The 13,852-nt window shown below is 63.7% G+C and carries 14 protein-coding genes and 1 pseudogene; 5 read left to right on the top strand and 10 right to left on the bottom strand.

What is annotated here, in order from left to right; all coding sequences use genetic code 11:
* Window positions 1-598 precede the first annotated feature (598 nt).
* Together AB0H61_RS33170 and AB0H61_RS33165 are read right to left on the bottom strand one after the other, a co-directional pair.
* Window positions 599-901, bottom strand: a complete 303-nt coding sequence (locus AB0H61_RS33170; protein ID WP_357311693.1) for a hypothetical protein — start codon at window positions 899-901, stop codon at window positions 599-601.
* Window positions 902-1,016: 115 nt separating this feature from the next.
* Window positions 1,017-1,253 (bottom strand): hypothetical protein, encoded by a 237-nt coding sequence (locus AB0H61_RS33165; RefSeq protein WP_357311692.1) that lies wholly within the window; start codon window positions 1,251-1,253, stop codon window positions 1,017-1,019.
* Between the two features lie 18 nt (window positions 1,254-1,271).
* Here AB0H61_RS33165 and AB0H61_RS33160 point away from each other — a divergent pair, with 18 nt between their 5' ends.
* Complete coding sequence (locus AB0H61_RS33160; RefSeq protein ID WP_357311691.1) at window positions 1,272-1,928, top strand: hypothetical protein; 657 nt, start codon at window positions 1,272-1,274, stop codon at window positions 1,926-1,928.
* Window positions 1,929-2,886: 958 nt separating this feature from the next.
* A pseudogene (locus AB0H61_RS33155) lies at window positions 2,887-3,003 on the top strand (lytic transglycosylase); the annotation flags it as partial.
* A 702-nt stretch (window positions 3,004-3,705) separates the two neighbouring features.
* Here the strand turns inward: AB0H61_RS33155 and AB0H61_RS33150 are convergent.
* From AB0H61_RS33150 to AB0H61_RS33140, 3 genes are all read right to left on the bottom strand, one after another.
* Window positions 3,706-3,915: a hypothetical protein gene (locus AB0H61_RS33150; RefSeq protein ID WP_357311690.1), complete on the bottom strand. Its 210-nt coding sequence runs from the start codon at window positions 3,913-3,915 to the stop codon at window positions 3,706-3,708.
* A 48-nt stretch (window positions 3,916-3,963) separates the two neighbouring features.
* Window positions 3,964-5,205 (bottom strand): oxygenase MpaB family protein, encoded by a 1,242-nt coding sequence (locus tag AB0H61_RS33145; protein WP_357311689.1) that lies wholly within the window; start codon window positions 5,203-5,205, stop codon window positions 3,964-3,966.
* Between the two features lie 516 nt (window positions 5,206-5,721).
* Window positions 5,722-6,636 (bottom strand): SDR family NAD(P)-dependent oxidoreductase, encoded by a 915-nt coding sequence (locus AB0H61_RS33140; RefSeq protein ID WP_357311688.1) that lies wholly within the window; start codon window positions 6,634-6,636, stop codon window positions 5,722-5,724.
* Window positions 6,637-7,184: 548 nt separating this feature from the next.
* Here AB0H61_RS33140 and AB0H61_RS33135 point away from each other — a divergent pair.
* The 3 genes from AB0H61_RS33135 (at window position 7,185) to AB0H61_RS33125 (ending at window position 9,876) form a co-directional block, all read left to right on the top strand.
* Window positions 7,185-7,652, top strand: coding sequence for a hypothetical protein (locus AB0H61_RS33135; protein WP_357311687.1), 468 nt, complete (start codon window positions 7,185-7,187; stop codon window positions 7,650-7,652).
* Between the two features lie 631 nt (window positions 7,653-8,283).
* Window positions 8,284-8,811 carry a hypothetical protein gene (locus AB0H61_RS33130; RefSeq protein ID WP_357311686.1) on the top strand — a complete coding sequence of 176 codons (528 nt, stop codon included), beginning with the start codon at window positions 8,284-8,286 and terminating at the stop codon, window positions 8,809-8,811.
* 96 nt (window positions 8,812-8,907) lie between these two features.
* Window positions 8,908-9,876 carry an immunity 49 family protein gene (locus AB0H61_RS33125; protein WP_357311685.1) on the top strand — a complete coding sequence of 323 codons (969 nt, stop codon included), beginning with the start codon at window positions 8,908-8,910 and terminating at the stop codon, window positions 9,874-9,876.
* Between the two features lie 55 nt (window positions 9,877-9,931).
* On the opposite strand, the gene AB0H61_RS33120 is transcribed toward AB0H61_RS33125, so the two are convergent.
* From AB0H61_RS33120 to frdA, 5 genes are all read right to left on the bottom strand, one after another.
* Window positions 9,932-10,498: a hypothetical protein gene (locus AB0H61_RS33120; protein ID WP_357311684.1), complete on the bottom strand. Its 567-nt coding sequence runs from the start codon at window positions 10,496-10,498 to the stop codon at window positions 9,932-9,934.
* Between the two features lie 102 nt (window positions 10,499-10,600).
* A complete protein-coding gene (frdD, locus tag AB0H61_RS33115) occupies window positions 10,601-10,954 on the bottom strand; it encodes a fumarate reductase subunit FrdD (RefSeq protein WP_357311683.1) in 354 nt (117 codons plus the stop codon).
* Window positions 10,951-11,343: a fumarate reductase subunit C gene (locus AB0H61_RS33110; protein WP_357311682.1), complete on the bottom strand. Its 393-nt coding sequence runs from the start codon at window positions 11,341-11,343 to the stop codon at window positions 10,951-10,953. Before AB0H61_RS33110 ends, frdD begins: the two co-directional genes overlap by 4 nt.
* Window positions 11,340-12,083: a succinate dehydrogenase iron-sulfur subunit gene (gene sdhB, locus AB0H61_RS33105; protein WP_357311681.1), complete on the bottom strand. Its 744-nt coding sequence runs from the start codon at window positions 12,081-12,083 to the stop codon at window positions 11,340-11,342. Before sdhB ends, AB0H61_RS33110 begins: the two co-directional genes overlap by 4 nt.
* Before the next feature lie 5 nt (window positions 12,084-12,088).
* Window positions 12,089-13,831 (bottom strand): fumarate reductase (quinol) flavoprotein subunit, encoded by a 1,743-nt coding sequence (gene frdA / locus AB0H61_RS33100; protein WP_357311680.1) that lies wholly within the window; start codon window positions 13,829-13,831, stop codon window positions 12,089-12,091.
* Window positions 13,832-13,852 lie beyond the last annotated feature (21 nt).

Raw genomic sequence — 13,852 nt, 5'->3', positions numbered from 1 at the left:
CCGGCCGAGGCCGACAACTTCCGCGACACCGTCCTGATCGCCATCGAAACCGCCACCGGGCCCCACAAGACCCAGCCCAACCCCGCCGTGGCAGCGATGGCCCGCAAGATCACCACGGCCCTCGACGCCGCCTGACGAATGCGGGCGACGCAGCACAGCTGGTCGCTGGTCGCTGGGTCCTCTCCGGACCCCGCGACACGGCCATGCGCCAGACTGTCGTCATGCGTCTTCGTGGCAGTCTCCCATTCCGAGGCCTGATGGTTTGGCTCACTTCGGATCAAGGCGGCCGCTCGTCGGGACCACCACCCACGCCGGCTGATCATGACTATGCCGCAACAGCATTCGTCCCGCCGAACAGCGTCGAGGAAGGGTTGGCATCGATTGTCCTGCGAGTCGATGATCGATCGGCTTGGTGCTCACCGGCCAGCGCCGGATGGTTGGCTGTTCAGAACACCGGTGCATACGCGGTCCGAGCGGGCTCTGTCGTCGTCATCACCGAGGGCCCCAGCCGAATCGTCGGCTACTTTCACGTGAGCGAATTGCTCGAAGTAGCCTCGACAGCGGACCGACATTCCGCGGCCTCACGATGATCGACACGTCAGTGAACCTTGTGGCCGATCGCCCGCAGTAGGTCCGCGAGCCATACCAGGTGGTGCCCGACCGCCTGGTCTGGATCGGCTAGCAAATCCGTCAGATGCTCCCACGACCACGAGAGTTGGCCGATGGTCAGGTTGGCTGGAGTGCGATAGATGTCGTACAACGCATCCTGCGGAATCGACCAGAAGTAGTCCTGGTCCAAGCGAACGGTGTCACCGTCGGTCGCAGCTTCGAGATGATCCAGGAGCAAGTCGACGGATCTGCGCAACTCGGTCAGGGATACGTGCAGCTGCCATTCGGTCATGAGCACCATCATCTCCGGCATGTATGCGCGTTCGCTGATGCCGGGCTGGTTCGGGAGCGCGTCCGGTCCGGTTCCGCACCGACGCGCTCGGATGGCCGTTATCCCTCGGCTGTGGTCAGCGCTGGAACAAATGGCGGATGCGCTTGCGGATGCCGCCCGCGTCCAGAGGTACCGGCGCGGCGGTCTCGGCGGCCGCCTGGGCCGAAGTCGCCTGAGCGAATCGCATGTGCAGTTGTTCGCGGACCTGGTCCGGAGTGTAGGCACGGCGACGGCGCTCAGCGCGCACGACTACTACACCGGTCGCGACCACACCGGCCGCACCTGCCAATCCCACTGCCTTCCACCACCTCATACCGCATAGGCTACTTCCATGACGGGTACGAGCATCAGTCTCGATCGAGCGCTCGAGCTCACCAGAACAGGTGACATCTGGCTGTTCCGCGGCCATTCGGCAGCCGACCGCGCGATCCGGATGACGACGAACAGTCCGGTGAACCATGTCGGCATGTCGGTCGTGCTCGATGATCTGCCCGCGCTGATCTGGCACGCGGAACTCGGCCGATCACTGCCCGACATGTGGTCTGGAGTCGCGCACCGTGGCGTCCAGTTACACAACCTGCGCGATGCGGTACTGGTATGGGCACACCGCTACGGTCAGCAGGCCTGGTTGCGCCAATTGAACCGTCCGGCAACCCAGGAGATGGAAGACAGCTTGCTGCGCACCATCGCCCGACTCGACGGAACCCCCTTCCCTTCCACTGCTGGTCTCGCCGGACGCTGGCTACGCGGCCGAGTACGGCTCCCACGACGCCGAGCGCGCCGAGCGGCCGCCCAGGAGTTGGAGAGCGCGTACTGCGCGGAGATCGTCGCCGCGACCTATCAGTCGATGGGGCTGTTGTCGCAATACCGAAGCCCCAACTGGTATGACCCCGGACGGTTCTGGAGTGGTGACAGACTGCAACTGAGTGGCGGCTACGAACTGGGTGGCGAAATAGCCGTGCAAACACCCGCTGAACCGAACTCCTGACCACCGCGGCCGATGGTGTGATGCGTTCTTATCGGCCAACGGCGCCGACAACCCGTGCACATACGCTCGAGCCCGCAACCGCGGCGCGGCCTGCTGGAACCAGCCCGCCACCCGCTCGAACAACTCATCCAATCCAGCCCGTCCGCGCAGCCGAATCCTCATCAACCAACACGAAACCGCACGCTACCCAACAACATCACCGACCAAGGCTCAAGTAGTAGAACGCAGCCCTGGCCCCCGTGCTTTCGGTCCGAAAGCGCCGAATCCCTACTCCATCAAGGAAATCTGCTGAAGCGCGACCCTCGCGGGATGGGCTCTAAGTCTGCGGCAAACCCCAGCAGGGGTATTCGCGGCCGGCATCGACAAGGCCGACGCTCTGCGGCGTGCGACAGACGACGTACGGTTTGTGGCGATAATTCACGACCAGATGCAGAGTCGCAGCCTTCTCACCGGTGAATGTCTGATGACATTGGGAACAATGGCACACGTTGTGCGCGCTCAATGGCCACCAGCACCGACATCCCCGGCATTTCACCGTCTCCGGCGATCTCGTCTTCATACTCACTCACCCACTCGCGCAACCCGGTTGCGGTCCGCCATCAACACCTTGGTCGTACCCGCACCGTGCGGCGTCGTACCAACATTCTCGATCGCCGCAAGGACCAATCCTGCCATGGCATCATCTCACCCGCTCGTTCGAGCTCAGCGATCCCCAATCGGTGGGGTACGCGCCGCCCGCGGGAGCGGGTTCGCAGCCTGAGGCATATGCAGTCCAGCGCGGTTGGCGACCGCGTCGACCAGGATTCCATTGTCGAACGCCACCCCCGACGTCCAGTCGACCCAGATGTTGTCGACATCGTCAGCGCTATCGACCGCCGCGACTTCGAGCGCAATGAACATGCGTGGCGCGGTCGCAATGTACGTCAGCAAGAGATCGCCGACGCGGTAGGTATGGTCTACGGGAGGACTGAACCTACGCGACCGATCCCAGGAGTTGCGTGCGGTGCTGCGCTACAACAACTCGATGTCCTACGCCGCCGATGTGCTGAGCTGGTCGGCGGTTTATCGCACCGGCGGCACACCCAGCCGCGCGGTGATCGCCCCCGAACAACTCTCATCCACCGCGCCGGGCAGAACCGATTCGGCGGTTGTGGCGGTGGCCGATTCCACCGAAAGCCCGCTACCGCTCGAGCCGATGGTGTCCACGGCTGTTCCACAACGGCAGATACCGCCGCTGGTGAAGGTCCCCGGTCTGCCGCCTATCTCATGCGGCATTCTCTGCGACGGACCCGATAACCATTCCGAGCCGGAAGCCGAACCCGCCCAGGATATTCCGGACCAATCCGCTGGCGACCAGCAGCCGCGGCGGTCCGATCAGCCGCCGGAACTCACCGCTCCGGACGGCTCCGGCCCCAGTCCATCGGCACCATCGCCTCATCAACCGAGCATCACGCTACCGTTCGGCATCGAGGTGCCGTTGCCGATGGCCCCGACGTAGCGGTGAACACCGTATGACCACAGATCAGCAGCCGAAATTCATTGTGGATCAACGAATTCGTGAGATCCTCAACTACTTCGGAAGGTGCCCTTCCTGTGATTACCCAGCCCGCGCGGCCGTGCACCTGACCGTCTTCACCGACGGAACAACGAACAGTATCGCCGTCGGCACGTGCGAATTGCCTTGCGGATGGTCCGGTCCGGTCATACCCAGAACAATGACCACAGATACAACAGCTTGATCAAGCGACGGTCGCGGCGAACTGGACGTATCGTCAGTTCATCTCCCTATTCGATCGCTTGTTGCCTCGATGAGCCGCTGGCGCAGCCAGGTCAACGGCGTGATGCCATCGGGACCGACAACGTACCAGGGATAGCTTTGGTGGACACCGGATTTCAGGAACTCGTCGATCTGCCGTTTCCGGTGTTCGTACGCGGAGGCGTTGAGCTCACCGCCGCGGCTGCGCACGTCGCGGCGATGGTCGTCCATCGTGTGAACATCGAATGCTCCGAGGCGCAGTGTTCCTCCCGATGCGGATCAGCGCGGGGGTTGGCTCATGTCGCGGTTCATCTGAGGGATTTCGATGCTGATCGGCATTCGCAGTTCAGCCAGGTAGATCAGGGCCGCTTGCCGGAGGAATTCGTCGAAGAGCCAGTAGGCATCCGGCGCCAGCGGGACGACCGGGAGCAGGCCCTCGCGGACGGCGATGAACGGGCCCCAGCTCACATTGAGCAGCGGATCCCAGACCGGTTCCTTGGGGATGGACAGCCCGTCGGCGATCTTGTCGCCGAGCAGGAATCGGGTGAACGCGCCGAGGACCGGCTTGGTGAGCACGGTGAGGTCGAGGTTCACACCGAGTCGCAGGAGTCGGTCAGCCAGTTTGGCGCCTTCGGGGGTCGGCGCCAGTATGGGGTCCAGGACCTGCGCGGCCTGGGAGTTGGCCTCGGCCCATGAGTTGGGGATGTACTCGTCGCGGATGCCGAGCATATGCGCGCAGATCTGCCACGAGTGCAGGAAGGCCTCCGACTCGTGTACCGGGATCGGCACTTTCCACGCGGTCAAATGCTTCATCACGGTGGTGGGCAGGCTGTGCCAAGTGACCATCATGTCGTTCTGGCTGATCGGAATCTCTTCCTCGGCGGAGTACACCCAGTGCGGGGACCGCGGCAGCAGATGACGCACCGCCGAATGCACCAGCCGGGTCTTGACGCAGGTCACGACCATCTCACCATCGGGAGCGTAGGCATTCGCGGTGCCGATGTCGTAGCCGAGTTTGGCGGTCTTGGAGATGCGATCCTTCAGATCGTGACCACCCTTGGAGTAGTAGACCGCACGCGCCTCTTTCGGAATGACCGTGCTCATCATTCCGCTGGCCAGCCCGTACAGCACGCCGAGATAGAGACCTCGCTTCTTGTTGAACTCGACCGCGGTGGCCAGTTTGCCCTGATCGGCCCACGGCGGCAGCTGGCGGGCGTACTCCATGAAGTCCCGCAGGTCCGACGGCAGACCAGCGGGCAGGGGCTGGCCATTCCTCGTCCAGGTCCGCAATAACTCGTTGACCCTGGGCACCTCGCCGCGGTCGAGCAGTCCGGCGACCAGTTCGTCGGCCTCCGGATCCCAGACGGTGAGCGGGTCGACCCCTTCCCCGCCACCCGCCACCGAACCCTGTGGTGACCACGTCCACGGCTCGGCGCGCGCCGGGGTCACCATGGTCAGTGCGCCCAACGCGCCCAACACCCCACCGGCCTTCAACGCGTTACGCCTGCTGAATCCATCCATGTCTTTGCTGCTCCTCATTGAGCCCGGGCACCGCCGTCAAGCGATGAAGCAGGCAGCGACCGCCGCGCCGCCTAAACTATCAGAATAGTTAGTAACTTATCAGCCTTTCGGGCCGTTGTCCGCACTTTGCTCATATTGTCGAGCCTTCGATCGACGGAGAAGCGAATGCATGCCATCTGCCCACATGAGGACATTCAAATGATCATGCCCGAAGCTTGGTGGCGCGGTCGGTACACGCGCCAGATGGTGGCACGAGATGATCTCGAATCACCAGTTACTTAAGCATGAGGAGGGGACGGCAGATCGCTGTAGCCGAGATCGAATGGCTACCAACGACGAGCGCTGGCCATCGCACCCGAGTTGGGCTTCACCCGCTTCGGGAAAGCCTTGGATGTCGGCCGCGCCCGTGCTGACACAGGAACAGCTGCTCCCCATGTCCTGGCGTCGCCGAAATCGTGTCAGCAGGTCGATGAACGGGCAGAATCGCTGCCGGGCAGTCCCGACGCGGGGCAGCGATCAGAGGGGGAACATGACGCCGGTCAGCTTCTCCGAGACCGTCCACAAGCGCTGCTGAATCGCCGTGTCATGCGATTGCGGGCTCGATTCGACGACTTTCGGGTACCCGCGGGTCTCCAGGAATCCACTCGGTCCGTAGTACTGACCGCCGAGCACACCGGGATCGGTGGCCGCGCGGAGTATCGGCAAGGCACCCATCGCTGGGCTCTGTGTGACGATGGGTGCGACCACAGGCACGAGCGCACGCAGCGCAGCGGGCATGTTGCGCATCAAGTCGGTATTCGCGGCACCGGGGTGAGCCGCGACCGCGATCGTAGTACCGGTGCCGGACAGGCGACGCTGCAGTTCGTAGGTGAACATCAGATTCGCCAGCTTGGATTGGCCGTACGCCGCCACCCGGTTATACGACCGTTCCCCTTGGAGATCGTCGAAGTCGATCCGTGCCCGAATACGATGTCCGACACTGCTGACCGTGACCACCCGCGAGCCCGGCACCGGCAGCATTCTGTCGAGCAGTAGCCCGGTCAGCGCGAAGTGTCCCAAATGATTCGTGCCGAATTGCAGCTCGAACCCGTCGCTGGTGATCTGCCTCGGCGGGTACATCACCCCGGCGTTGTTGACCAAGAGATCGATCGTGGAAAAGGCCGACCTCAACTGTTCCGCAGCAGTACGCACGGATGCCAGCGAGGTCAGATCGAGCTGTTGGACAGTGGTGTCCGCGCCCGGAACAGCATCGGCAATACGGTTCGCGGCATGTTTACCCTTGTCCACATCCCGCACCGCCAACACCACCGACGCACCGTGCGCCGCGAGCGCCCGAGCTGCCTCGAACCCGAGCCCGCTATTGGCGCCGGTGACGACCGCCAGTCGCCCCTTCTGGGCTGGTATGTCTTGCTCGGTCCACCTGTTCGCCATCTTTCCTCCCAAGGATCGGTCGGTCCGTCGGTTCATCCGACGATCCCGGCGGGGGTGGGACTCACACTCACACAGTCGCGCTCCCGCTGCGGTTGTGCAAGAGGCAGCGGCGACCGCCACCGGCGCGCGGCGACACATCGCCGTGGCAGGTTGCGCCGGTGGGAGCCGGTCAGCGACGAGATCATTCGCTCGATAGCCCATCGACGGTGACCCAGTAGCAAGCTGGACGCGATGCCCTCGCGGGCGGCCTTGCGCCAGCATGTACCGAAGCTCATGCTTCATGAATAGGAACACCGCGCACGTTGAGGGCGATCACTCGGTCCGAATTACCTCCGGCGAACGGTGCTGTGGGCCGGTGGCGGCGTGCTCGACGGCGTGCGCGACTAGCCCGAGGAGGACCTCGCTCAGATCGTTCTCACCTCCTGGCTTCGAACCAGTGCCGTCGATGCCGACGGGAGCAACACGGGCCTGCGAGCCGCCCAGGGGCTCAACAGCTTCGGACGCGAGGCCCGCTACCCGTCACCCCTAAAGGCAAAAAGGAGCAAACGATGTCCACCATCCACTTCAAAGAGACCACCAGCTCGACACCGGAGCAGTTTGTGGCAGCGCTGACCGATTTCGGACCGGGCCGCTCGCAGGTGTTCGGCAACAGCGCCGACCAATATCTCGAGGTGCACGACCGGGGCCGACGTGATGCGGACGTCACGGAGGGCTCGCACGGCATCTGGGAACGCCTGCACTACGACTGGTCGAACCCCGACCGTGTCGTCATGACGACCACCGACTCGAACGTATGGGGCGGCCACTCGGGCCACACCTATACCTTCACGCGCCGGCCCGACGGCATGACCGATGTGGATGTTGTCGTGGTGCGCGAGGGCAAGAACCTCAGAGGACGGGCGCTGGGAGTCGTGGTCGGGACCGTCGGCAAACGCGTCCTGAAACAGGCCCTCGACAAGACCGTCAAGGCTATCGAAACCCGCGACACACACGGAGGAACGGCACAAAGCTCGTAACGCGACCGCCCACCGGACACCGCTCGCAGGCGCCACGACACTCACCACCGGCCGTGAACGGGCGAGATACTCACCTCCCGCCGTCGCCCTTTGGCGCATCAAGGCATGGTGAGCAGGTGCCCTGGTCGACGGTAGCGGCCGAGGCGGGTTCGATACGGTCGGCGGCGTCGCCAGGTCGACGGGTAAACGGCACCTTCACGGCTGGCGCGCGCTCGAGTATGGCGATCATCTGCCGCGGCTTGTTGCGAACTCGAAGCCGATCACGGTGAGGTTGACAGCCTTGCGCGAAACCGAGTAGTGGACTACCCGCGACCTCGGGATTCGCGTTGGTCAGACTCAGCTGACCCAGTCCATGCGTCTCGACCTGGAGAGCGGGGAGACAGCACATGTGCGTGCAGGCTGCGACGGCTCCGGAGCAGTCGGTTCGCGAGCAAGAGCAGTCGTTCGATTACGACGCCGTCACCACATGCCATCCCGCTGGGAGACGGCGTGTCGGTATGCGGAGTGAACCCACGTCCATTGCGAACCGCATGGTGGCGCCGACACGGCATCCGCGCTGACCGACCGCGCCGCCGGAATGGACGGATCGATCCGAACGCCCGGAAGGACACGACACCCTAGGAGGTGGACGGTGAACGCCAACGACCACCGATCCGAGCTTCGCACTCGACTCTGGAACGAGACACGAGAAAACCCCGGACCCGAGGGCCGCGCCATTACCTACGAGAGCGCAGTTCTCGAACAGTACCGTCTCTGCGTGGAGATGGCCGACCGGGTGAGCGCCCGACGTGGGCTGACGAACTCCTTCTTCTTGACGCTCAATACCGGCATCTTCACCCTCGTCGCCGCCTTCGCGAAGGCCCCATCGCAGGATACGGTGTGGTGGCTGGCGATCCCATTGGCCGCGATCCTCGGTCAGTGTTTCGCCTGGTTCTACCTGGTCCGCAGCTACCGCCTCCTCAATAGCGCCAAGTACCAGGTCGTCGGTGCCCTCGAGGAACGACTCCCCGCCTCACCCTTCTGGAAAGCCGAATGGTGGGCCCTGGGTGAAGGAACGGACCGAGCACGATACTGGCCCCTGTCCCACATCGAGCAGTGGATTCCCATCCTCTTTGCTCTCGCCTACACCTCAGGGTTCCTCGCCACCGCTCTCACCTGAATCCGCGCCTCGCGGATGTGCTTCGAATTTCCCGCTGACTGCTCGCAAAACTCCCTTGGTAGCCGATGAGAGAGGTTGTCGGCACTACCGCCTAGTGTGACGTTGGTACTCGATGTCGAATGCGGAAAGGTCAAGTGCGACAACATGAAAGAAGTTGCGCGTCACACCATCGGTGAGCAGCAGATCGCCCAGGCACTGGACGGCATCGAAAAACGGGCATTCAGTCGTTGGGAATCATTGCGCTACGACAGGCTGTCACTGGAGTCTCTCGAGGAGATGTGCGACGAGCTACTGGATCATGTCGCCGCGGGAATGTTGGAAGATCCCGCGCTGAGTGCCGCGCACTCACGCGTGGTGCTGCGTACAGCAGCGGAATGCGCGCTCGGGGTCCTGGATCTCGGCGTATTCCCCAATGGCGACTTCGAAGTTCCGTTCCCTCTCCTCGGCACGACGCTGAGCAGCGAGGAGGTCGGTCTCGGCGACGCCGTGGATCGGGCACCAACCGCAAGGACGTGGCTGGACGCATTTGCGCTGTGTCTGGTGAGTGGCGTGCTATGGGAGCGGAACCGGGTTATCGGGCTGTTGCTGAGACAGGACTTTGCGCCCCAGATCCATGATGGAGTGCCATATTCGCCGCCCGAGTCGCGATCGGATCAGGCGGACCTCGCGGAGATGGATGCGTTGTGCGGCTATCTGACCGTATCGCCGGGACATCTGCCCTCCGACTGGCCCGCAGTGGTTCTGTGCAAGCCGGATTTCGAAGAACGCGCCGAAGCGGCCCGACGACTGGATGCCCTCGGTGTGCTGACGCCGGATCAGCGGCTGCTGCGTGTGCTCCTCGACGATGATCAGCCAGCTTTCGAAACGGCACTGGCCGATCGTCTCGTGCAGCATCGCGACGTCATGACAACAGACGCTCCTCCACGAAGTCTGTTGCCGATCAATGCAATTGCTCTGGCATCCTTGGCGGTTCAGGTGCACGGATGGGAGTTGAGCATCAGATCCGGCTATCTGCCGGACACCCTATTGCGCGCCCCGAAGGGCACTCCAAAGGTCGGCATCTGACGCTGAGACCGAACACACGCGGTCACCGTCACCGAGCAGTTCGGTCTGGAGGCACCTACTTCATGAGTCTCAGCAGGCCGAGCTGCGGTTCGAGTGCGCCATCCTGGCCGAGCGCCAGGAAGTCCACCTCTACAGCCGAGCGCTCGAGTTTCCCGGCGCGTACCGCACGGTAGCGCACGAACGACCAGAGGAAGACGTCGAGATTGTCGAAGCGGGTGCCACCTTCGAGCACCTCCTCCTCGTGGAACCACACGGCCACTTGGCCGTTGGTGAGTACGACATACAGATTGCCGCCTCCGTCCGCACCGATCGAGTAGACATCGTCGCCGGTCAGCTCGGTCGAGTAGTCCGAATCAATAATGCCGCAGTCGTTTCCAGCGAAATCGAATCCGTAGGACCAGTCGAAGATGTCCAAGAACTGCGGCAGACGGCCCGAGCGCACCCGACGGTCGAACGCGGCCAGCGCCGCCGCGTCCGCGGGAGCCAGGCGCGCGAGAAACGGTGCCACCGGTCGGGTCTGCTCGGGTAGCTCGACGGGTGCGGCGGCGGGGAACCAACGCGCCAGGTCGGCATCGAGGTCGCGATCGGTGTAGCCGACCAGGTCGGCGAGGGTAAGGGTCACGCGGGGATTGTAGAAGTACGTCGGCACATGCCGCGCTCTGGATAGACGAGAACCTATGCGCCGCATGACATCCGAAACTCGTCTTTCTACGCGTACCGCGTGCTAGACGCGAAGCAGGAAGTAGGCGGCCACACCCGAGCCGATGATGGCGCCGCCGTAGCAGACCAGGATGATCAACGCGCTGAACTGCCTTAGGCGCAAGCCGTCGTACAGCATGTACCGGAAGCGGTGTGCCCAATGGAATAGAGCCAGCACACAGAGTCCGAAAAGGACCAGCCGGGTGACAGGATGGCGCAACACCGAGAGCAAGTATGTGTGGTCCGGCGTGGGAAGCCAGCCCAGTGGGAAGGCGAGGCCGAACAGGAACAGCAGCACCGGTATGAGCAGTGCGGCGGCCATCCCGCCGACGCTGAACAGCGCCCACGCCAACGGTTCCGGGGACTTCCTGTTCGTCATCGCAGCACCACCAGCAGTACGATCGCGGTCAGCAGACCCCACAGCAGATAGTGCAGTCCGAGGATCACGACGGGTGCGACGCGCTGGCCGCGCACACGCACCACCATCGCTTTGGGCGCGAGGTTGAACCAAGTCACCGCGTGCAGAAGCACGAACAGCAGGGCGATCACGTTCAGCGCAAGCACCCCCGGGCCGGCGCTCCAACTCAGAAACCGCTGGTACTCCTCGCTTCCTGAACTGACGGCGTTGATCAGAAGCAGGAGGAATACCACGAACCAGGCGACGAACAGGCAGCTGAGTTCGCGCAGGACGAAGATCAGGTATGAGCGGCGTCGCACCCACCAGAATGTGGAGATCGGCTTTCGGTACAACCGGGGTGTCGTGGTCATCGTGCCCGCCAAGGCATGAGGAAGTCTCGGAGCGATTGGGTGGCCGCGGTCAGCTTGTAGCGTTGGATCGCGCCGGCGGGGTCGACCCCCTTGGGGCAGGCGGTGGTGCACTCGCCGACATAGGTGCAGGACCATACGCCCTCGGCGGATGAGAGAACGTCCCGCCGATCTCCGGCTCCCTCATCACGCGAGTCGAGGTTGTAGCGCTGGGCCAGCGCGATCGCCGCCGGACCGAGGAATACGGGCTCGAGCGCGTAGACGGGACAGGCCGAGTAGCAGAGCATGCAGTTGATACACATGCTGTACTTGCTGTAATCGTCCATTTCGGACGGTGTTTGCAGATACTCGCCGTCTTCGAGTGACCGGTGTTCCTCCCTGATCAGCCATGGCTTGACCTCGGTCAGCTTGTGCATGAAGTCGCTGATCTCTATGACGAGATCCCGGATCACCGGGAAGTTGCGCAATGGCTCGATCCGCACCGGCCCCGGCGCGTAGTCGGTCAGGAAGGTGGCGCAGCTCAGTTTCGGCTCGCCATTGACGGTCATGCCGCAACTACCGCAGATGCCCATTCGGCAGGACCACCGGTACGACACCGTTCCGTCGAGGTAGTCCTTGATGTAGTTGAGGCCGTCGAGCACCGTCCATTCCTTGCGCAGCGGAACCTCGTACGACTGCAGTACCGGTTCGTCCTCTCGATCCGGTCGGTAGCGCGCGACCTGCAGGGTTATCCGGTCCACCATCGCCATCACCTCCCGTATACGCGTTCGCCGGGCGGCCAGCGCGTAATCGCTACCGGGAGGTACGAGACGCGGCCCGAGCCGTCCGGCTGTCGATGGATCACCGAATGGGCCAGGAATCGCTCGTCGTTCCTCGCGGGGAAATCGGTCCGTTGGTGCGCGCCCCGGGATTCCTCCCGCGCCAGCGCGCAGGCGATGATGCATTCCGCCACATCGAGCATGCACGACAGCTCCAGCACCGCCACCAGTTCGGTGTTGAACGCCCGGCTATGGTCATCGAGGCGAACGCTGCCGAACCGATCGCGAAGCTCGCGCAACTTGTCGGCCGCCTCGGCGAGGGAGGCGCCGTCCCGGTAGATCCCGGCACTGGCCTCCATCGTCTCCTGCATTTCGGTGCGGATGTGCGCGATGCGTTCGGATCCCTCGGTGCGTCGCGTGAGGTCCCGTTCCAATCGGTCCTGTTCATCACGGCCTCGTGCCAGGGCCGCCGACCGTTCGCCGTCCGTGGCCGAGCTCGCATACTCGGCGGCGGCACGACCGGCTCGCGCACCGAAGACCAGCAACTCGGGGAGGGAGTTCGATCCGAGCCGGTTGGCGCCGTTGATACTGACGCAGGCGACCTCGCCGACGGCGTATAGACCATCCAGGGGCGTCGCGCCATGAATATCGGTATGGATGCCGCCCATCATGTAGTGGACGACAGGGCGTACGGGGATCAGCTCCCGGACCGGGTCGATGTTCTGATACTTGGAGCACAACTCGCGCACGAACGGCAGTTTCGTGTCGATGAGATCCGCGCCGAGGTGGCGTAGGTCGAGGTGAACGACGTGTCCATACGGTGTGCCGACGGTCCGGCCCTTGTCGAGTTCGTGCACGAAGGCCTGCGACAGCCGGTCGCGTGGCCCGAGTTCCATGCTGCGCATCACCGGCACCGGTGATGGCGTGCCGAGGTCGTAATCCTGCAAGTAGCGGTAACCGTCCTTGTTGAGCAGCCAGCCGCCCTCCGCGCGCGCCGCCTCGGTGATCAAGATGCCCGTGAACGGAAGGCCGGTCGGGTGGTACTGGACGAACTCCATATCCTTGAGCGGCGCTCCGGCCCGGTACGCCAACGCCATACCGTCACCGGTGTTGATATTGGCGTTGGTGGTGAACGGATACACCCGGCCGCAGCCACCCGTGCACACGATGACAGCGCCGGCGAGAATAGTTTCGACGCGTCCGGTAGCCAGTTCTATGGCTACGATGCCGCACACCTTGCCGTCGTCGACGAGCAATGTTGTCGCGAACCACTCGTCGTACCGCACGATGTCCCGATAGGACAGTGCGGTCTGGAACAGGGTGTGCAGCAAATGAAAGCCGGTCTTGTCGGCTGCGAACCAGGTGCGGTTGTTGGTCATGCCACCGAACGCCCGCACCGCGATGTGCCCGTCCGGCCGACGGCTCCACGGGCAGCCCCAATGCTCCAGCTGGAGCAGCTCGCGCGGTGCTTCCTCGACGAAGGCCTCGACAGCGTCTTGGTCACAGAGCCAATCGCTGCCGGAGACCGTGTCGTATGCATGCTCCTCCAAACTGTCGCCGCGACCGGCGACCGCGGCGGCGCCACCCTCGGCAGAAACGGTGTGGCTGCGCATCGGATAGACCTTGGACACGATCGCGATACTCAACCGCGGGTTGTGTTCCGCAATGGCGATGGCCGCACGCAGACCCGCGCCTCCCCCGCCAACGATCACGACATCGTGAAAAGCGGTCATGATGGCACCACCCGGGTGTCG

Origin of the sequence: Nocardia sp. NPDC050710 (assembly GCF_040654375.1) — a bacterium.
In the GTDB taxonomy this organism is placed as follows: Bacteria; Actinomycetota; Actinomycetes; order Mycobacteriales; family Mycobacteriaceae; genus Nocardia.
The sequence above is the reverse complement of the archived record's forward strand: the minus strand, read 5'-3'. Positions and strand labels throughout refer to the sequence as shown.

What these genes read in the sequence shown, in the direction of transcription:
- AB0H61_RS33170 (WP_357311693.1), bottom strand. Translation starts at nt 901, where the DNA reads ATGACCGAATGGCAGCTGCACGTATCCCTGACCGAGTTGCGCAGATCC.
- AB0H61_RS33165 (WP_357311692.1), bottom strand. Translation starts at nt 1,253, where the DNA reads ATGAGGTGGTGGAAGGCAGTGGGATTGGCAGGTGCGGCCGGTGTGGTC.
- AB0H61_RS33160 (WP_357311691.1), top strand. Translation starts at nt 1,272, where the DNA reads ATGACGGGTACGAGCATCAGTCTCGATCGAGCGCTCGAGCTCACCAGA.
- AB0H61_RS33150 (WP_357311690.1), bottom strand. Translation starts at nt 3,915, where the DNA reads ATGGACGACCATCGCCGCGACGTGCGCAGCCGCGGCGGTGAGCTCAAC.
- AB0H61_RS33145 (WP_357311689.1), bottom strand. Translation starts at nt 5,205, where the DNA reads ATGGATGGATTCAGCAGGCGTAACGCGTTGAAGGCCGGTGGGGTGTTG.
- AB0H61_RS33140 (WP_357311688.1), bottom strand. Translation starts at nt 6,636, where the DNA reads ATGGCGAACAGGTGGACCGAGCAAGACATACCAGCCCAGAAGGGGCGA.
- AB0H61_RS33135 (WP_357311687.1), top strand. Translation starts at nt 7,185, where the DNA reads ATGTCCACCATCCACTTCAAAGAGACCACCAGCTCGACACCGGAGCAG.
- frdD (WP_357311683.1), bottom strand. Translation starts at nt 10,954, where the DNA reads ATGACGAACAGGAAGTCCCCGGAACCGTTGGCGTGGGCGCTGTTCAGC.
- AB0H61_RS33110 (WP_357311682.1), bottom strand. Translation starts at nt 11,343, where the DNA reads ATGACCACGACACCCCGGTTGTACCGAAAGCCGATCTCCACATTCTGG.
- sdhB (WP_357311681.1), bottom strand. Translation starts at nt 12,083, where the DNA reads ATGGTGGACCGGATAACCCTGCAGGTCGCGCGCTACCGACCGGATCGA.
- frdA (WP_357311680.1), bottom strand. Translation starts at nt 13,831, where the DNA reads ATGACCGCTTTTCACGATGTCGTGATCGTTGGCGGGGGAGGCGCGGGT.